An 18,240-nucleotide genomic window follows, 5' to 3' on the forward strand; every position below is an offset into this window, starting at 1 on the left:
CACTCTCGCCATACGTCCCTCAGACAAACCTGAGATCTTCAACGTATGTTTTGCAGCAAACACAGTCGCAAAAATCGACTTAACATCATAACATGACCGTCACCCATGTCCCCGAACAAACGTCAACTATCTCTCCGGGACAAACATCTACGCCCGGGATGATAGCGTGGAGGAGCTGCCAATGGCTTATCTGCGCAGCTCCAAGTCGCTTACGTCTTTTGATCGAAGAACTGGAACGTCATGCACCGGCCTGTATAGAACGTGTTGCCGGTTTCTGCATCGAATGCTGGTCTGTAAGGTCGCCCATGCGGGTAGGTTTGGATCTTGCTATCTGCTGCATGGATTACACCAGTCGTATATCCTTTGTCCTTACAAGCTTTGTCGATTGCAAATCTGGCGGCTTTCTCAAGCGTTCCAGCATTGTCTGGACCGCCTTTTATTGCCAACCCAATTTTTTCGTCTTTGACTGATGTGTAACGCACGCGCAAACCATTGTGCTTTACTGAATGGCGCAGTTTGTGCTGCTTTACACCCTCAATCGGATCATACAATTGTGAAATGGGTATTCCCGGTTGTGGTCCCAAAATTGCGTCTCTGAATGAAGATTTAACATTTTGCTTGGCAGTCTCACTGCATCCAACCAGGAGAAGGCTGCATGTGATCAGTGCGGTAATTTTTTGCATGTTTCTGTTTCTTTCACGATTGTCTCAAAGAGCAATGTAGAGAAAGCTTCGTGTGTAAAAATGGATTGTGTGATTGGATCAAAAACACAAGTAACTTGGCTCGTGTGGGTATAGGTCCCGGCTCGAGGGCCGGGATGACACCGTGGGGCGCAGTTGAAGGTTTAACCGTACCGCTCTGGTTCCAGCGTCGCTGCGTTTGCGTGAGATGGCAGCGTGCCCTAAAGCAGTTCGCATTTAAGTTGAAATACCTGGACTGCTTTAGCTCTGCTTTTGCGTATCTTTACCCGAAAACCGGATGCCACTTTTCGGCGATACGCCGCATATACCCCCTTGCTCAGCCCGAAATGGGTGCCCTGCTGGTCTGCGGAGCTGTCATCCTTCTGCAGGCCAGTGCTTTGTTATGGGGGGCTACTTGTGGGTGGGGATGAAGTCGAAGAGGTCCCAGCCGTCGGTGGTGGCGGTGATGAACTTCATGTCGGCGCCTTCCAGCACCGCGCAGGTGAGGCGGCCTGAGGCGTAGGCTTCGGTGTCTACGTCGAGCCGGTTGGAGCGGCGGTCGATGTGTTCGACCGGGGTGTGGCCGTGGACGACGAAGACGCCGAAGTCCTCCTGAGAGCCGAGGAAAGGGCCGCGGATCCACATCAGCTCCTCAGCGCGTTGGTCTTCCAGTGGAACGCCAGGGCGAATGCCTGCGTGGACGAACAAGTAGTCTCCGCATTGGTAATGGAGCGGCAGAGATTCGAAGAAGGTTTCGTGTAGCTTGGAGAGGTTTTCCTTGAAGATAGTCTGCACGCTTTCCGCACCTGCTGAGCCCATGAGATCGTGAATGGAAAGGCCGTAGGAGAGCAGGGTTTCTGTGCCGCCCAGATCCTCCCAATGGTAGAGCGTGCCTGCGTCTTGCAGAAACTCCAGAAGCGAGGCTTCGTGATTGCCTTTCAGACAGACCTGGCGCGGGGTGCGGTGGTGGTGATCGACAAGGAAATCGATAACGCCCTGACTGTCCGGGCCGCGGTCGATGTAATCGCCAAGAAAGATGGAGACCGGGTCCGTGATCGGGCGGTTTTTCAGGTCGCTCTCAATGGCTTTGCCCATGACTTCCAGCAGGTCGAGCCTGCCGTGAATGTCTCCCGTCGCATAAACGCGTGTCCCTTCCGGAAGAGTTGGATGGGTGTTTTGCATGGTCGTCCCGTTCCAAATGCTTGTCTGTGTCGCGGTCACTGGTGGTCCAATCTACTTTAAGAAAACGAATGAGGAGCAAACCCACAGCCTCAATTTGTTGGCTTTGAGGCTGTGGGAAGTGGGCAAGTTGATGGGTGTTGAAAATTGGTTCAATAAGAATAGTTCGATATCGCACTTGTTTTGTGTGCGGTGTTATGTGTATAGTTCGATATCGCACTAAATGGAGTTGAACGATGAACCTTTCCAGACGCAAGATGATTGGCCTTATGGGTGGTGGTGTGGTTGTGGCAGCGACTGCCTCGGCTGGTGCATTTCTGGCGACCCGTCGTCCAACGCGGGCGCTGGCTCCCTGGGAGACTGCGGGCGCTTACACTGAGCCGCGGATGAAGGCGCTGTCCTACGCCTTGCTTGCGCCCAACCCTCATAACCGTCAGCCGTGGGTGGCTGAGCTGCGCGGAAGTAACATGCTGGCCATTTACCGTGACAAGAGATTGAACCTGCCAGAGACTGATCCGTTTGACCGCCAGTTGACCGTTGGCATGGGGTGTTTTCTTGAATTGTTGCGCATGGCTGCGGCGGAAGATGGGTACGATTTGCAGATGGAGCTGTTTCCACTGGGAGAAGATGGGCCCGTTGCAACGGCTTACTTTGCGAAGGGGGGCACGCCTGATCCGCTGTTTGCGCATGTTTTTGAGCGTCATACCAACCGTAACGCTTATAAGGATATGTCTGTTTCAGCAGAAGCGCAGGCGGTTTTGGCTGACTATGCCACGATCAAAAGCAGCAAGGCTGAGGTTGCGGCCCTGCGGAAGCTGACGTGGGAGGCGATGGATGTTGAGCTGACAACGCAACATGTGATGATGGAAAGCGTTGATCTGATGCGGTTTGGTAAAGCCGAGATTGAAGCGAACCCGGATGGCATTGCGCTGAGTGGTCCGTTTTTGGAGAGCCTGATGCTGGCTGGGATGTTAAGCCGCGAAGATCAGGCAGATCAGACCAGCTCAAGCTTTCAGCAGGGACGGGATATGATCCGGGAGGCGATGAACGCGACACAGGCGTATGCGGTGGTCACCAGTCCGGACAATTCGCGGGTCGATCAGATTAAAGCAGGGTATGACTGGATCAGGTTGCAACTGGCAGCTACTGGATTGGGCCTTTCCATGCAGCCGGTTAGTCAGGCGCTGCAGGAGTTTTCTGAAATGGCAGAGCATTATTCTGCGGTGCACGAAATGCTGGCCGGTCCGGGTGAGACTGTTCAAATGCTTGCACGATTGGGGTATGGTCCCAAAATTGATCCCAGCCCGCGCTGGCCTTTGGAAACACGAGTACCGAATGTCTGACGATATCCCCTCCCAAGATCTGACGCCCTACTTTTCTATGTTTGTTGAGGTGGGGATTATAAACCAGATCGGCTCTGCGTTTTTAGAAGCGCGGCTGCCAAAGGGCCTTCTGGTTTCGCATTTCGGGGTGACCAGCCATTTGAGCCGTGGATTTGATGGGGCCACTCCGCTGGAATTGGCCCGGTCGTTTCAGGTTGCGAAAACAACCATGACGCATACGCTGAGCGGTTTGGAAAAGCATGGCTTCGTGGAACTGCGCCCTAACCCAGATGACGGGCGCTCCAAGCGGGTGTGGCTGACACCAGAGGGGCGGCAGTTTCGTGATGATGCTGTGCAGCAGCTGGAGCCGCTGTTTCAAAAGCTGGCCGAGCGGTTTCCACCTGAGCAGGTCTCTGCCTTCTTGCCGGGCATAAGTGAATTTCGTGCGGTGATTGACCAGCTGCGGGAAGAGGAGAAGTAGCAGCAGGTGTTGCTGCTCTTCGTGCCTTAGAGCGTGTTGCGTTTATATGTAGTCACGCACCAAGCTCTAACTCTTTATTTTTTGCGTATTCTTATCCTAAAACCGGAGTTGCTTTTCAGGAATGCATTCTAAGATGTTGCTCCTGTTACCAGCAGCAGGCTGAGGCAAAGCCCGGTGAGGTATAGGCCCAGCCCAAATGAAAGATGGGCGATAAGACTTCTTATTCTTGCGATTGTCGGGGTTGGTGTTTTGGAGGCGGCAACTCCAAAACCGAATGCTGGCTGCATGAAGAAGAAGGGGAACCCCACTGAAAGCAGACCGATTAGGAACGGCATCAGGATGGTTGGATTTTGCAGCCAGTTTGGTCCGGTCAGAGCAAGCAAAACGAGCGCAAATACAGCACCGATGACGTAATGAGCGATCCAACCGATGGAGCGTTCAAACGGCTGTGGAGGGCTCTGTATGATGTTCTGATGCTGGAAACGCCCGCGCAACATGCTTAGCATCCAACGGCCAACCAGTCGGTAATCCAGAGCTGGAATAGCGAAAAACCGAAGTCGCACCCAGGCGACCAGATCCATGAAAATTGTTGCGCCAATGCCAAGCAGGGCAGCATTGATCAAAAGACTTGTTGTGTGCACGGTTTTGCCTTTCCTGATAGGTAGTTGGCGGCACCGTGCCACTTCAAGTCGACTTGAGGTCAAGAGAATTCTCTAGATTTTGATGGATAATATTTCTCAGGTTAACAGTGCTATTAAGCCTGCCTTTTGGGTGTTCAGGAGGGTGAGAAGCTGGGTCTCATCCCGCGCGTGATCGCGAATTCCAAGTGAGGAAAGTACCAGATATTCTGCGAGTTGCTCAGCGCTGTGTCCCTGAAAGCTATAGTGCGCCAGCATTTCGACACAGGCGGTGATGTTGGTCGCTTGTGCTTCCAGTGTGGCCGCTTTGCCTTCTGCATTGAACCCACCGATCATGTCTCTTGCATCAGGAGATGCGGTGATGACCTTGAAGGATGGGATGATGGAGTGCTTGTAGTAGGCACTTAGCTTGTCTTCCAGAGTTTCCAGAGCGGACCATTCTTTTTGCACGGCTGCCAGAGACTGGTTAGAAAAGTGCCTGATGGAGGCGCACAGGATCTCGTTTTTGTTCTTGTAGTTTGAATAGACTGTCTGGCGCGCAACGCCTGCCTCTGACGCGATGTCGTGCATGCGGGTGCGGTTTACGCCAAAGCGCATGAAGGCCCGCACGGCGGCTTCCAGAATCTTCTCTCGCAAATTTTCCATGGATGCATCTTGACAAAAAATGTCATTTTGTCAAGAATTACAAAAATACGAAAAATGTCATTTTGTAATTTGCAGAAGAACGCTTCCTACATGGACATGCAAAGCTTTGGAGCTGAAGAGGACATCGAGAATGGAAAGACGCGCCGTATCGCAGGCACTAGCTGCAAGCATCGTGACTGGCTTGGTGCCAGGGCATGTTTTTGCAGCCGCACAGAAATTGGAACAGAAGGATAGAGCTATGATTATTGTCACTGTTGAAGTTGAGTTTGAAGACAACCAGATTCAGCAAAAACTTGCTGCTGTTCAGCAGATGGATGCGGCAACTGCTGAAGAGGCTGGATGTATTTCCTACAAGTCTTCTCTGGATGCGACCAATCCGAACATCCTGAGAATCTATGAAATGTGGGAGAGTATGGATGCTCTTATTCCGCACTTCCAAACGCCACATATGGCGGCGTTTCAGGCAGAACTTAGCTCGTTAAAATCAAAAGGCATGACGGCAAAAGTCTTTGAGGTCAGCAAAGAACTGCCGTTTCCAAACTAACTGGCAGGCCATCTGGATCAGCTTGCAGGCAGGATTGAGGTTTAAGCTGGTCCAGAGCTTTCGAGTTTAGGTTATTTTATTTCAATGATTCCAATTTTAGGGAAATAAAATATCAATTTTGTCGTTTGGTTGTGCTCTTCGATACACTTGGTGCTTAGGTGCTTCTTTACGCTTGTTCTGTTCGCTTTTGCTTCATGCAGTTGTTTGGGAGAGCATTTTGGAGCGATGTCAGGAAACGGAATTGCAAGACCTATTTGATGGTTTGGCGGCGGGGCTCCAATTGCCTGCTCTGGCGCCGAATACTGCGGGGCAAGTTGCCCTTCACTCTGAGGAGCATCATCTTACGACATTGATTTCGGCGCGGTTTCAGGAACGGCGCTATGAGGTGCAGCTGGAAGCTGATGTCTTTCCAGAAAATGATCTGGAGATGCCTCAACTGATAACTCTGTTGGCTCGTGTGGGCCAACTAACGTCCTGTGGCCTGATACTCGATGCTCAGCAGCGATACGCTGTGCGGCAACACCTCCTTTTGCAAATGACTGACCCGGTTGAACACCTGATGGAGGCTTTGAAGAGCTTTATTGGTGAGGCATTGCAGCTGCGCCATTCGCTGATCAACGCCGGAGACGCAGAAAGCCAGTGGTCCTCAGAGCATATTTTGGTCTGAGTGGTTTGGGAGGGACGCCACGATGAGGAATACCGGAATATCAACGCAGTTCAGCACGGCCAGTTCAAATGTTAGTCAGGCTTCCGAGCAAACAGGGGTTAGGCCGGAAAGGGTGCAGTCCAATACTCAGTTTGCGCGGATGCCTTACCGGCTTTGTGCAGTGCCTGTTGCTGGTGGGCATGAGCGGCGGGCACCTCAACAGCAGAGCAGGGTTTCTCTGGTAAGTTTTCAGCCCCGGCGTGTTCCTGCTTCTGGCGTGTCCGGGCAAAATGCACGGTCAGAAGCAGGGCAAGGTGTCTCCTCCATGGAGCGAGCGCTGCTGGATGCTCGCCTTAAACTTCAGCCTGTTCAGCGTGATTATCTGGGTCAGACGGCCCGGTTTGGTGACAAGGTTGCTGGGGTTGGGGCTGAGAACCGGATGCTTCAGGAGCTGCAGGCCTTTGCAAAAGACCCAAGCTTGTTGACGAAAGAACGGGCTGCAGAGCTGCATAAGCAGTTAGGGGCTGTGTCGTTCTCTGACCCTGAACAGGCAGAGACAAAACAAACACTGGTCGATCACTTCAAAAGGGTTGCACGAGGCGCGACGCCTAACCGGCAGACTGTGCGGGTTCTGCGTCCAGTTGTTGAAGATTTGCAGCGCCACATTGAGGACAGACAACCCGCGCTTGATCGGGCGCTGGGTGGTGGCAGGGCGCAGTCGCAGCTGCGTGCCAGCCAGAGCGAATGGAATGAAGTCCGGACCAAGCAGCTTTCTGAGATTGCGGGTGGGCAGGACAAGGACGCCGGGTACCATCCCTCCCGTGTGACTGCACGGGGCGCCGTTGTTGAGGGCGTACAGACAGAGGGGCTCGTTAGGAATGTTCTGGGCAAGTTTCCTCACAATGTCACGCCGCTGATCAACGGTGCTGTGAATGGCCGAGCAGAGATTTTTCGTGGTGAAATCCCGATTACGGACGGCGTTGCCTATGGCCGCTTTGGGTTTACCAGCTTCTATTATGCTTTGGGGGCGATCCAGAGTCTGATCTCTGCACGCTCTGCTTACACCAGCATGAAGGCCGCAGATGCAGCGCTGGATACTTTTCACTCTGAAGGGTCCCAGTTTATTGAGGCGCAAAAGGACATTGCTGAAGTGGCTGCGTTGTCCCGCATGGTCAAGGATGTGCAGAAGAGTGGTGGTTCTCCTCTGACATTGTTGGATACGTTGGCTCAGGCGGTCAAAGCCGGCAAGGTTTCTCAGAGGGGGCTTGGTGTTGCTCTGCGCGGGATGTTTCCTGAGTTCTCGCCGCGTGCGACTGCTGCTTTGGAGGCTTACGTTAACGCTGAGAAGGGAACTGCTGGAGAGACTGAGTGTCTGACCGCTTTGCGTAATGAAGTGGCGCTGCATTACGGTGAGAGTTCCACCAGTGACAGCGCGCATTTGAAAGGCGGTCTAGATCATCTTGAGGGCGCGCTTAAGATGAAGATGCGAGAGGCTGATCGGGCCCACAAAGCGTTGACCGGGCTTGTTGCCAATTACGGCAAGAATGCTGAGTTGGCGAAGGCCATGCGGGATGACTACCACAAACAGATGCATGTGAATATTTTCTCTGCTGAAGTGTGGGGACTTGCCATGGTTGCAGATGGCATGGCGATAGCGGAAAGAGCGCTTTCCTCTAATGTTGAGGGGATTTCTCTAGTCACGACCGGGTTAGGCTATGCCGCTGGCACTGTTGGAGCGGGCGTTGGTGTGCTTGCGGTTGGCCTGTCGGCTTATGATGCCAGTGTCACGGCTATTCGTGCTTTCAAGCATCATCAGACCGGGAAGAAAGCGCAGGCTCTGCATCGCTTGTTCTCTGAGCGGCAAGAGGCGCCGGTTTCCGGTCTGGACAGTTCGCGGAAGGTTTCTCAGCCGCGGGACGCGGAGTTGGCGATGATTACGAAGACCATTGCGAACAACCAGTCCAAGGCGCGAAACACCAAGATTGGTAAGGCTGTTTTGTCTGCAGTTGACGGGCTTGGGTTTGCTGCGCTGACTGTAGGTGGCGTTGCGGGTGTTGTTGCGACTGCCACTGGCGGCGTTGCTGCTGCTGGCGTTGCTGCTGCGGCTGGACCGGTTGGGGCTGCAATTGGCGGGGCGTTTGTTTTGGGCTCAGTGGCCTTTGTAGCCACACGGTTGATCAGGTGGGGTGTGCATCACTATCAAAGCAAGCAGCTTCAGAAGGTGATTGCGGGTGATCAGCAAGCCATGCAGAAATATGCAAGGAAGCACAATATTACGACTGGGCAGGGGGGCTCTGCGCGGCGAAGTACCGTTGTTGCGGAGATCAAGAGACATGCCATTGATACGCTGACCAAGCACAGCACAAAGTTTGCTCTGCACCGGTTCCATCAGCGGCTCATGCAGGAGATTTCGCATGTGGACAGAGCACATTGGGATCAATCACCTGCGATTGCAGTGATGAAGTGCTTCTTCGATGAGCCTGCACAAATTCAAGCTATCGCAAGCCTGAGCGAAGATGCCGCTGTGAAGGTGCTCGCGAAGAAGTTTCAGGTGCGGACGTAGGTGAGTTGTTGTCGTTTGATTGAAGCCAATCAAACGGAACGCGCTCCAGAGGACAACAAAAAAGGCAGCTTGCCGGAGTGATCCGAAGCAAGCTGCCTTTTGGAATTCTTAGGTTTGGGTGCTGTAAGCCTTATGCTTTAGCTTTTGCCAGCAGTTCACGCATCTGAAGGTGTGTGAATTCGTTGCCTGCGATGATGGAGCGGGTTTCGAACATATCGTCCTTACCGTTGGCATCGGACACGAAACCACCAGCTTCACGCACAAGCAGAACGCCTGCTGCCATGTCCCAAGGATGCAGACCGTTTTCCCAGAATGCATCGAGGCGACCAGAGGCAACCCATGCCAGATCCAGTGCAGCTGCACCAGCGCGGCGGATACCTGCAACTTCACCCATCACGTGGCGGATTTCCTTCAGCGCGCGGCCATGGTCGCCAACACCGATGAATGGAATGCCGGTGCCGATCAGGCAGTCGGTCATGTCTTTACGGGCTGCAACGCGGAGGCGGCGGTCATTACAGAATGCGCCAGCGCCTTTTTCTGCGGTGTAGAGCTCATCCATGATCGGGTTGTAGATCACGGCTGCTACGATCTGACCTGCACGTTCCAGAGCGATGGAAACACCAAAGATCGGAATACCATGAAGGAAGTTTGTTGTGCCGTCGAGCGGGTCAATGATCCAGCGGTGCTGACCATCTGTGCCTTCGATCTCGCCGGATTCTTCCATCAGCAAGCCGTAGGTTGGGCGTGCTTTTTGAAGGTCTTCACGAACGATTTTTTCTGCTTTGTGATCTGCCTGAGAGACAAAGTCACCTGGGCCCTTGCGGGATACTTGCAGATTTTCAATTTCGCCGAAGTCCCGTGCCAGAGAGCGACCAGCTTTTGTCGCAGCCTGAACCATTACGTTGAGAAGGGCCGTACGTGCCATTTTTTATTCACCGTTCCTGAATGGGTAATGAGGCAACCGTATGCTGCCTCATCTTTATTGCTTTTAGATTATTTCTCTGCGCGACGAACGTATTCAACGGAGTCGGTGTCTACAATGATCTTCTCACCGGAGGTGATGAATGGAGGCACCATACAACGTACGCCGTTTTCCAGAACTGCTGGTTTGTAAGAGGAAGACTGGGTCTGGCCTTTTACAACTGCGTCAGCTTCTACGATTTCCAGAGTGACGTGGGTTGGGAGAGAAATGCCGATTGGCTTTTCTTCGTGCAGTTCAACAGTCACGGTCATGCCATCCTGCAGGAATGCTGCGCGCTCACCAACGAATTCCTTCTGGAGTTCGAGCTGCTCATATGTTTCGTTATCCATGAAGACCAGCATGTCGCCTTCTTCATAGAGGAACTGGAAGTCTTTCTGCTCAAGGCGAACACGCTCAACGGATTCAGTTGCGCGGAAGCGTTCGTTCAGTTTGCGACCGTCGAGCAGGTTTTTCATTTCGACCTGAGCGAATGCGCCGCCTTTGCCTGGCTTGACGTGCTGAACTTTAACCGCAGCCCAAAGTGTGTCCTGGTGCATAAGCACGTGGCCCGGCTTAATTTCGTTGCCATTGAGTTTCATAGAACTACCAATCAGTTTGATAAGTTCAGAGTATGTCGCGTTCACTTGGATTGACGCGCCACATTCTTAACTTTTGTTTTCATGCGTATCCTGATCTGAGGTCCGGTTGGCCCTTGTCAGGGATATGCTTTAGCAAAGGCTGGCACGGATTGGCGCTGGGCCTAGGATCGCAGCCTGTCTGGAGGTCTGTGCAACATAATTTCGCGCGATTTTCAAGGAAAAAGAGCGGATGCTCACCGTGAACCTACATTCCGGTGCATATCCACAAGGTTAGTGCGGACAACCTTAGGGCTTTTTATCGCTTCTGCGCTTGGTAATCTGTTCAACAAAGACGACGCTGAGAACGAAAGTCGCCACCTTGCCCAGCCCAGCTATTGCGGTGGTAGCGCCAATATCAAGTAAGCCAGTTCTGACCATTTCTCCAAATGTCAGAAATGAAATTACACCAATTCCTAAGGCTAGCGCCAAGCGACTGATGAATATACTTATTTGCTTCATGGGTTTTCTTTTGCGATTAAAGTACCGGAGTATTTTAATTGCCTGACGTTGCGCGAAGCTGGGTGTTGGTAAGTTGATTATGGTGTGTGTTGGAGTCTACCTGTCCTTCTATACTTCGACTGGAGATAATTTTACATAAAAACTCATCGGTTTTTCATTAAGAGGATTGCGGTTAAGCGTTAGCGAGCTGGCTGGAGAACTGGAGAGGCGCCGATTTTTATTCCAATTTCTGCCGCTCGTTTGCTGGCTTGCTCTTGCTGTTCGAGAGAAAGAGAATTGGAAATAGCTTCCAACTCACTGTCCAAGATGCCTTGACGGCCTGCGTGGAACTGCCAGGCAGAGGCTTCAATCAGATCAACCGGTCGACCGCGGCCATTGGCGTAGATGCGGGCGAGGCGGTTCATGGCGATTGGGTTGCCTTTGGTTGCTGCACGCTCGAACCAGTCTGCGGCCTCGGTTTCATTCGGGACAAGACCTTCGCCTTTGAACAGCAGGGTTGCGTAGTAAATCTGCGCAGGGACCAGTCCGCGGCGGGCGGCTCGGCCCATCCAGAAGGCCGCGCGCAGTGGATCGCGGATTTCCTCCGGGCCATCCTTCAGGTAGATGCCAAGTTCCAGCATAGCGTCGGCATCACCGGTTTCTGATGCGCGTTCCAGCAGGTCTTTGATCTGCTTGGGATCATTCGGGCGGACTTTGCCTTCCTGATGCAGGAGGGCGAGATTGTAGAGTGCTTCGGGGATGTTGACAGCAGCAGCTTTTTCCAGTTGCTGGGCGGCCTTGTTCTTGTCAGCTGTTGTGCCAGCACCAGCCAGATAAAGCAGGCCGAGGCGCAATGCTGCTTGTGGATCGCCATCATTGGAGGCGAGTTCGTACCAGCTTGCGGCCAGTGGTAGATCCTGAGGGACACCTCTGCCGGATTCGTAAAGCACGCCGAGCAGTGTCTTGGAGCTGGTGATGCCAGCTTCTGCCTGACGGGTTGCCAGTGCCAGAGCTGTCAGATACCACCCGCGCTGGAATGCACCATAGGCCGGATCGCCTTTTATAGTCTCCGGCGTTGGAGCAACCTGCGGAATGAATGGTGCTTTTGAAAGAGGAGAGGGCAGCAGGATTGATCCGTTTGGATTATACGGATCAACAGTTCTTGCGCCTTGAGGTGTGGTTCCACCGCTCGGAGTTGTTTGTGCAACAGCCATGCCCTGTAAGCCGAGCAGACCGGTCACAGCTGCGACAGTTACGAGTTTGATAGAACCAGACAACTTCAAGATATCAGTCCTCAGCTTCTGCCAGTGTGTGTGTTGAGAGGATTGCATTGGCCTGCTCAACAGCTGCTTTTGGCCCTTCAGGGTGATTCCAGACAGCTTCACGTACTGCTACGAATTCAGCGCCAGTTTGGGCTGCGGTGTCAACTGAGGAAACTGAGGTGCCCGCCAGGATGACACATGGCGTTTCGAACACTTCAGACCACCAGTGCCCGTAGTCCAGTGATTTACGATGTGGCTCTTCTTCCTGATTGAGTGAAAGCAGGCCGAAGAACATGTAATCGACGCCCATAGAAGCAACAGTCATCGCTTCGTGGCGTGTTTTGATGCCAGCGTGCCCGATGATGCGGTCTTCCGAGAAGGACTGCATGGCTTCTTCCAGATCCTTGTCAGAACCGGAAACGTGCAGGCCATCTGCGCCGGAGCGACCCATGATCTGGGTGTTGTTTTCAATCAGAACAGCAACTTCTTTGGCCTGTGCCAGTGGCACCAGACGCTTTGCAGCCGCCTGCAGGTCGCTTTCGTTTGCGTCCGGCATGGAGATCAGCAGGCTCGCAATGTCGCCACCTTCCAAAGCTTGATTGAGTTGTCCTTCGAATTCGTCGAGGTCAAAGGTTGGCGGTGTGACAAGATACAGACGCGGATGCACTGAGGTTGCTCCTGATAAAATTCCAGTAAAAAGAGATCATGGCGGTAGTGTAACCTACGTCAAGCCTCTGGCCCATTCATTGGGATAAGTTCTAAACAGCGTCTTGATCTCTTTTTCAAGAGGCTGTGTCAAATTCTAGGCAAAAGCGAGAATAAAACGAAAAGAGGGACCAAAAAGGCCCCTCAATCCATAATAATGTAAGAACTAACTGTCTTATGCTTCCAAAGCAACAACGCCAGGTAGTGCTTTGCCTTCCAGCCACTCAAGGAATGCGCCGCCAGCAGTGGAGATGTAAGAGAAGTCTTCACTTGCTTTTGCGTGGTTGAGGGCTGCAACGGTGTCACCGCCACCAGCAACAGTTTTCAGCTTGCCTTCTTTGGTGCGTGCTGCTGCATGCTGTGCTGCTGCAACAGTTGCCTTGTCGAATGGTGCGATTTCGAATGCGCCGAGAGGACCGTTCCAAACGAGTGTCTTCGCGGTGTCGATTTTTGCTTTCACAACTTCGATGGACGCTGCGCCAACATCGAGCATCATTGCGTCTGCAGGGATTGCATCGAGAGCAACAGTTTCGTTCTTGGTGTTGGCTGCAAATTCCCATGCAACAACAGCATCTGTTGGCAGAACGATTTCGCAGTTTGCTTTTTCAGCTGCCGCCATGATGCGGATTGCTGTGTCAGCCAGATCGTGCTCGCACAGGGATTTGCCAACGTTCACGCCTTTAGCCGCGAGGAAGGTGTTCGCCATGCCGCCGCCGATGACCAGGATGTCTACTTTAGACACGAGGTTTTCGAGCAGGTCGATCTTGGAGGAAACCTTTGCGCCGCCAACAACTGCCAGAACCGGACGCTCAGGCGTGGAAAGTGCGGAACCGAGTGCTTCCAGCTCTGCCTGCATGGTACGGCCTGCGAATGCAGGAAGCAGCTTTGCAATGCCTTCGGTGGAACCGTGCGCGCGGTGTGCTGCTGAGAATGCATCGTTTACATACAGATCGCCGTTTGCAGCCAGTGCTTTTGCAAATTCTGGATCGTTCTTTTCTTCACCAGCATAGAAACGGGTGTTTTCCAAGAGGAGAACGTCGCCGTCAGCCATTGCATCAACGGCAGCTTTGGCTACGTCACCGGTGCAATCAGTCGCGAAAGCAACTGGTTTGCCAAGCAGGTCAGCAACAGGGCCAGCAACAGGCGCGAGGCTCATCTCTGCAACGACCTGGCCTTTTGGACGGCCAAAGTGTGCGAGAAGGATGACTTTGCCGCCAGCCTCGGAGATTTCGCGGATGGTTGGCAGGACGCGTTCGATGCGTGTGGCATCGGTAACGATGCCATCCTTCATCGGGACGTTGAGGTCTACGCGGACGAGAACACGTTTGCCGGAAAGCTCGGCATCGCTAAGAGTTTTGAAAGACATAAAAATCTCCGGAATTTCTGTCTGTGACCTTATACTGGTCGACTTACTTACAGAAAGACTTTGCGGAGTTCGTGATCAAATCTATGGGAGACATCGCACTGAATGGTGCGGCTCAGGGATTGGATCACTCCGCACTGGTATATGTGAGAAAAAAGGGCCGCTTAAAAGCGGCCCCTTTCTGATTAGATGAGCTTTGCCATCGCAACAGCGGTGTCCGCCATGCGGTTGGAGAAGCCCCACTCGTTGTCGTACCAGGTGAGGATACGAACCATTGTGCCTTCCATGACCTTGGTCTGGTCCATGTGGAAGATGGAAGAGTGTGGGTCGTGGTTGAAGTCGCAAGAAACGTTTGGCACTTCGGTGTAACCAAGAACGCCCTTCAGTTCGCCTTCAGCCGCTGCTTTGATTGCTGCGTTGATTTCTTCTACGGAAGTTTCTTTCTTCGCGATGAAGGTCAGGTCAACAACAGAAACGTTTGGAGTAGGTACGCGGATTGCAACGCCGTCCAGTTTACCAGCCAGCTCAGGCAGAACCAGGCCAACAGCCTTAGCGGCACCTGTGGAGGTTGGGATCATGGAAAGAGCTGCTGCGCGGCCGCGGTACAGATCCTTGTGCATTGTGTCGAGAGTAGGCTGATCACCGGTGTAAGAGTGAACGGTGGTCATGAAGCCTTTTTCGATGCCAACCAGTTTGTCCAGAACGTAAGCTACCGGAGACAGACAGTTGGTGGTGCAAGATGCGTTGGAAACAACCAGATCTTCAGAAGTCAGGGTGTCGTGGTTTACGCCGTAAACGATTGTTTTGTCAGCGCCTGCTGCAGGAGCAGAAACCAGAACGCGCTTTGCGCCAGCTTCCAGATGCAGGGAAGCTTTTTCTTTTGCGGTGAAGATGCCGGTGCACTCCAACGCAACGTCGATACCCATTTCACCCCAAGGCAATTCTTTAGGATCACGGATAGCGGTTACTTTGATTGGACCACGACCACAATCGATTGTGTCGCCGTCTACGGTCACTTTTGCAGGGAACTTGCCGTGTACGGAGTCAAACTGCAGCAGGTGTGCGTTCGTTTCAACCGGGCCGAGGTCGTTAATTGCTACAACTTCAATGTCGGTACGACCGGATTCAATGATTGCACGGAGAACATTACGACCAATGCGACCAAAGCCATTGATGGCTACCTTGACTGCCATTTAAGAACCTCTTTCGGTACGGCGCCTTAAAAAACGCCCTCGTTTTATATATTCGCCAGCTCTTGCCGGCCGTCTTCTGAGAGGCCTCTGGCTGAGAGGAGCCAGAAGCTTCATTTAGTCAGCTTTAGGCGTTATCGCTATCGCCAAGGCGCTTTTCTGCCTCTTGGACCACTGCATCAGCAGTAATCCCGAAATGCTCATAGAGCTCCTGGTAAGGGGCGGAGGCACCAAATCCTGACATGCCTACGAAACCACCATCAGAACCGACAAAGCGATCCCAACCCATACGAACGCCCGCTTCCACAGCGATCTTCACCGGACTACCACCAATGATGGCATTCTTATATGCGTCAGATTGTTGCTCGAAGAGTTCGAAGCTAGGGACGGAGACCACACGGGTCGCAATTCCCTTACCGTCGAGCTCTTTTTTCGCGTCGACTGCGATCTCAACTTCGGAGCCGGTTGCGAACAGAGTAACGGTCGCTTCTTCTTCACAATCAGCGATGATGTATGCGCCTTTGGCACACAGGTTTTCGCTTTCGTAGTGAGGACGAAGGGACGGCAGGTTCTGACGGGTCAGAGCCAAAACGCTTGGATTATCAGCGGCTTTCATTGCCAACTGCCAGCATTCCAGGGTCTCAGTGATGTCCGCTGGGCGGAAGAACTGCAGATCTGGGATACAACGTAGAGCCGCGAAGTGCTCCACAGGCTGGTGCGTTGGGCCATCTTCACCCAAACCGATGGAGTCGTGGGTCATTACGTGAATGACGCGCTGCTTCATCAGGGCTGCCAGACGCAGAGACGGACGGCAGTAATCGGAGAAGATCAGGAAGCCACCAGAGTAGGGGATAACTCCGCCGTGCAGAGCCATGCCGTTCATTGCTGCAGCCATGCCGTGCTCACGGATGCCCCAGTGAATGAAGCGGCCGGAGAAATCGTCCGGAGTGACTGGTGGTGTATGCTCGGTGTTGGTGTTGTTGGAACCAGTCAGGTCAGCAGAGCCGCCGATGGTTTCAGGCACAGCACCTGTGATCACTTTCAGAACAGCCTGGGACGCCTTACGGGTCGCAATTTTTGGCTGGGTGTCTGCAAGCTCTTTCTTGTAGGCGTCGATTGCTGCATCGAAGCCGGATGGCAGATCGCCACGGCAACGGCGTTCAAACTCGCCACGCTGCTCAGGGTTTGCTTCGTTGAAGCGCTGTTCCCACTCTTTGCGAGCGTTTGCGGAACGCAGACCTGAGATGCGCCATGCATCGAGAACGTCGCTTGGTACTTCAAACGGCTCAGCAGACCAGCCAAGAGCTTCGCGGGTTGCTGCAATTTCTTCAGCGCCCAGAGGAGCACCGTGCACTTTGTTAGTGCCGGATTTGTTTGGAGACCCGAAGCCGATTGTGGTTTTCGCCGCAATCATTGTTGGCTTGTCGCTCTTGCGAGCTTCGGTCAGCGCTGCTTCGATTTCTTCCGGATCATGACCATCGATTGAGATGGTGTTCCAGCCAGATGCCTTGAAGCGTGCAATCTGATCGGTGCTGTCTGACAGATCTACGGAACCATCAATGGTGATGCCGTTGTCGTCCCAGATGAGGATCAGCTTGTTCAGCTTGAGGTGACCTGCCAGAGAAATAGATTCCTGAGAGATACCTTCCATCAAGCAACCGTCACCTGCGAGAACGTAGGTGTAGTGGTTTACGAGATCTTTGCCGAAACGCTCTTCCTGCAGACGCTCAGCGATTGCCATGCCGACTGCGTTGCCAAGACCTTGACCAAGAGGACCAGTGGTGGTCTCGATGCCTGCGCCATGACCGTATTCCGGGTGGCCGCATGTCCGTGCGCCAAGCTGGCGGAACTGCTGAAGCTGTTCAATGGAGAAGTCTTCGTATCCCAGCAGATAGAGTGTGGAATACAGCAGCATGGATCCGTGCCCTGCGGAGAGCACAAAGCGATCGCGGTCTGCCCATTTCGGGGAGTTCGGATCAAACTTCAGAAACTTGGAAAACAGGACCGTTGCGATGTCAGCTGCACCCATTGGAAGTCCTGGGTGGCCAGATTTTGCTTTTTCAACGGCATCCATTGAAAGAAAGCGTATCGCATTCGCCATGCGAGAGTGCTTTTCGAGATCGGTCATCTTATTCCCGCTGTCGACCCGGCAGGGCAGCCGGTTCTTTACTAATAGCTAGTGTAAATTCGATGACAGTTGCCATAGTCTTTGCCCCAGACTAATGCGAATTGGCAGTTGTCCACGAACGAATAACGGAAGGAGACATAGCAGGTCAGAAAGTTGAGTCAATGAAACTGAGCTCTTCTGGTGCCGTTTATTGCGTAAGTTGAGCGCTTTTGAAATTTGAATAGCATTTGTCAACATAAGTTATGTTGCCAAGGTCTCTTTAATGAGTGAATTTGCTTAGCGTAAAATGCGTGTTCATTAGATTTTTATGGTGGCGAAGCTTGTATTTTGTTCACGAATGTTGCGTCGGGTAATTTTCCGAGTCGAAGACCTTTGTAAGTTCTGTAATCACTGATAAATGAGATGGTTCTCGCACATTCCTAAGATATGATGTGAATAAAGCTCGACGATTCCCTCCAGCTAATGGATAATTGTCTTCCGCTTCCCTAGACGGGATTAGGTCGGGTTGCCATCTCCCAATGGTAACTGATGTTTTGGTGAGTACGGATACAGGTAGATGTCAGAGGTGAAGATGGATAGTGGGCAAGATCTGGATCATGCGCTGGATCGTATTACTGCCTCCATCACGAAGCTTGAGGGGGCGATTCATCGCAGGACGTCCCGTGACAAGACCCTTGATGCGTTAGAAAACGACTTGCAGAGAATTGGTGAGGATCGAACACAGCTGGCATCAAAGCTTGATCAGGCCGAGGCGCGTGGTTCGCGACTTGAAGATGTCAACAAAGATGTTTCCCGCCGCCTTGTTGCTGCCATGGAATCCATTCGTACTGTTCTCGACGGACAGGAGAGCTAAGATC

18 protein-coding genes are annotated in these 18,240 nt (G+C 52.8%); 6 read left to right on the plus strand and 12 right to left on the minus strand.

The genetic code is table 11. The features are described from left to right. Positions 1-209: 209 nt before the first annotated feature. Both PsAD5_RS06550 and PsAD5_RS06555 read right to left on the minus strand, forming a co-directional pair. On the minus strand, positions 210-584 hold the full coding sequence (locus PsAD5_RS06550; protein WP_153040818.1) for a hypothetical protein: 375 nt from the start codon (positions 582-584) through the stop codon (positions 210-212). Positions 585-1,091: 507 nt separating this feature from the next. Beyond that, complete coding sequence (locus tag PsAD5_RS06555) at positions 1,092-1,901, minus strand: metallophosphoesterase family protein (protein ID WP_244272067.1); 810 nt, start codon at positions 1,899-1,901, stop codon at positions 1,092-1,094. Between the two features lie 194 nt (positions 1,902-2,095). On the opposite strand from PsAD5_RS06555, the gene PsAD5_RS06565 reads away from it, so the two are divergent. Both PsAD5_RS06565 and PsAD5_RS06570 read left to right on the plus strand, forming a co-directional pair. Continuing rightward, a complete protein-coding gene (locus tag PsAD5_RS06565; protein ID WP_063291517.1) occupies positions 2,096-3,202 on the plus strand; it encodes an Acg family FMN-binding oxidoreductase in 1,107 nt (368 codons plus the stop codon). Beyond that, positions 3,195-3,662, plus strand: a complete 468-nt coding sequence (locus PsAD5_RS06570; RefSeq protein WP_063291518.1) for a MarR family winged helix-turn-helix transcriptional regulator — start codon at positions 3,195-3,197, stop codon at positions 3,660-3,662. Before PsAD5_RS06565 ends, PsAD5_RS06570 begins: the two co-directional genes overlap by 8 nt. A gap of 128 nt (positions 3,663-3,790) precedes the next feature. Here the strand turns inward: PsAD5_RS06570 and PsAD5_RS06575 are convergent, their stop codons facing one another. Next, on the minus strand, positions 3,791-4,303 hold the full coding sequence (locus PsAD5_RS06575; protein ID WP_063291519.1) for a DUF2938 domain-containing protein: 513 nt from the start codon (positions 4,301-4,303) through the stop codon (positions 3,791-3,793). Positions 4,304-4,399: 96 nt separating this feature from the next. After that, the gene (locus PsAD5_RS06580) at positions 4,400-4,945 is read right to left on the minus strand and encodes a TetR/AcrR family transcriptional regulator (RefSeq protein WP_063291520.1); all 546 of its coding nucleotides are present in this window, start codon (positions 4,943-4,945) and stop codon (positions 4,400-4,402) included. Positions 4,946-5,075: 130 nt separating this feature from the next. Here PsAD5_RS06580 and PsAD5_RS06585 point away from each other — a divergent pair, with 130 nt between their 5' ends. The 3 genes from PsAD5_RS06585 (at position 5,076) to PsAD5_RS06595 (ending at position 8,698) form a co-directional block, all read left to right on the plus strand. Next, positions 5,076-5,489 carry a putative quinol monooxygenase gene (locus PsAD5_RS06585; RefSeq protein ID WP_063291521.1) on the plus strand — a complete coding sequence of 138 codons (414 nt, stop codon included), beginning with the start codon at positions 5,076-5,078 and terminating at the stop codon, positions 5,487-5,489. A 241-nt stretch (positions 5,490-5,730) separates the two neighbouring features. Next, positions 5,731-6,156, plus strand: coding sequence for a hypothetical protein (locus tag PsAD5_RS06590; RefSeq protein WP_208988517.1), 426 nt, complete (start codon positions 5,731-5,733; stop codon positions 6,154-6,156). A gap of 112 nt (positions 6,157-6,268) precedes the next feature. Then, positions 6,269-8,698, plus strand: coding sequence for a hypothetical protein (locus PsAD5_RS06595; RefSeq protein ID WP_208988519.1), 2,430 nt, complete (start codon positions 6,269-6,271; stop codon positions 8,696-8,698). 130 nt (positions 8,699-8,828) lie between these two features. Here the strand turns inward: PsAD5_RS06595 and PsAD5_RS06600 are convergent, their stop codons facing one another. From PsAD5_RS06600 to tkt, 8 genes are all read right to left on the minus strand, one after another. Further along, the gene (locus PsAD5_RS06600) at positions 8,829-9,623 is read right to left on the minus strand and encodes an inositol monophosphatase family protein (RefSeq protein WP_063291523.1); all 795 of its coding nucleotides are present in this window, start codon (positions 9,621-9,623) and stop codon (positions 8,829-8,831) included. A gap of 68 nt (positions 9,624-9,691) precedes the next feature. Further along, entirely contained in the window at positions 9,692-10,258 is a 567-nt protein-coding gene (efp, locus tag PsAD5_RS06605) for an elongation factor P (protein ID WP_057462058.1), read from the minus strand. A gap of 285 nt (positions 10,259-10,543) precedes the next feature. Then, the gene (locus tag PsAD5_RS28235) at positions 10,544-10,756 is read right to left on the minus strand and encodes a hypothetical protein (RefSeq protein WP_208980557.1); all 213 of its coding nucleotides are present in this window, start codon (positions 10,754-10,756) and stop codon (positions 10,544-10,546) included. Between the two features lie 179 nt (positions 10,757-10,935). Then, positions 10,936-12,018, minus strand: a complete 1,083-nt coding sequence (locus tag PsAD5_RS06615; RefSeq protein WP_208982039.1) for a tetratricopeptide repeat protein — start codon at positions 12,016-12,018, stop codon at positions 10,936-10,938. Between the two features lie 4 nt (positions 12,019-12,022). Further along, positions 12,023-12,664 carry a thiamine phosphate synthase gene (locus PsAD5_RS06620; RefSeq protein WP_063291524.1) on the minus strand — a complete coding sequence of 214 codons (642 nt, stop codon included), beginning with the start codon at positions 12,662-12,664 and terminating at the stop codon, positions 12,023-12,025. Between the two features lie 213 nt (positions 12,665-12,877). Further along, a complete protein-coding gene (locus PsAD5_RS06625; RefSeq protein WP_063290228.1) occupies positions 12,878-14,068 on the minus strand; it encodes a phosphoglycerate kinase in 1,191 nt (396 codons plus the stop codon). Between the two features lie 182 nt (positions 14,069-14,250). After that, positions 14,251-15,258 (minus strand): type I glyceraldehyde-3-phosphate dehydrogenase, encoded by a 1,008-nt coding sequence (gap, locus tag PsAD5_RS06630; protein WP_057461993.1) that lies wholly within the window; start codon positions 15,256-15,258, stop codon positions 14,251-14,253. A gap of 124 nt (positions 15,259-15,382) precedes the next feature. Continuing rightward, entirely contained in the window at positions 15,383-17,383 is a 2,001-nt protein-coding gene (gene tkt, locus PsAD5_RS06635; protein WP_063291525.1) for a transketolase, read from the minus strand. A gap of 556 nt (positions 17,384-17,939) precedes the next feature. On the opposite strand from tkt, the gene PsAD5_RS06640 reads away from it, so the two are divergent. Then, positions 17,940-18,236, plus strand: a complete 297-nt coding sequence (locus PsAD5_RS06640; RefSeq protein WP_057461991.1) for a DUF4164 domain-containing protein — start codon at positions 17,940-17,942, stop codon at positions 18,234-18,236. Positions 18,237-18,240: the final 4 nt, after the last annotated feature.

This window comes from Pseudovibrio sp. Ad5, assembly GCF_001623095.1.
Classification (GTDB): domain Bacteria; phylum Pseudomonadota; class Alphaproteobacteria; order Rhizobiales; family Stappiaceae; genus Pseudovibrio.

Coding starts and splice junctions, on each gene's coding strand:
- PsAD5_RS06565 (WP_063291517.1), top strand. CDS start 2,096: ATGAACCTTTCCAGACGCAAGATGATTGGCCTTATGGGTGGTGGTGTG.
- PsAD5_RS06570 (WP_063291518.1), top strand. CDS start 3,195: ATGTCTGACGATATCCCCTCCCAAGATCTGACGCCCTACTTTTCTATG.
- PsAD5_RS06580 (WP_063291520.1), bottom strand. CDS start 4,945: ATGGAAAATTTGCGAGAGAAGATTCTGGAAGCCGCCGTGCGGGCCTTC.
- PsAD5_RS06585 (WP_063291521.1), top strand. CDS start 5,076: ATGGAAAGACGCGCCGTATCGCAGGCACTAGCTGCAAGCATCGTGACT.
- PsAD5_RS06600 (WP_063291523.1), bottom strand. CDS start 9,623: ATGGCACGTACGGCCCTTCTCAACGTAATGGTTCAGGCTGCGACAAAA.
- efp (WP_057462058.1), bottom strand. CDS start 10,258: ATGAAACTCAATGGCAACGAAATTAAGCCGGGCCACGTGCTTATGCAC.
- PsAD5_RS28235 (WP_208980557.1), bottom strand. CDS start 10,756: ATGAAGCAAATAAGTATATTCATCAGTCGCTTGGCGCTAGCCTTAGGA.
- PsAD5_RS06625 (WP_063290228.1), bottom strand. CDS start 14,068: ATGTCTTTCAAAACTCTTAGCGATGCCGAGCTTTCCGGCAAACGTGTT.
- gap (WP_057461993.1), bottom strand. CDS start 15,258: ATGGCAGTCAAGGTAGCCATCAATGGCTTTGGTCGCATTGGTCGTAAT.
- tkt (WP_063291525.1), bottom strand. CDS start 17,383: ATGACCGATCTCGAAAAGCACTCTCGCATGGCGAATGCGATACGCTTT.
- PsAD5_RS06640 (WP_057461991.1), top strand. CDS start 17,940: ATGTCAGAGGTGAAGATGGATAGTGGGCAAGATCTGGATCATGCGCTG.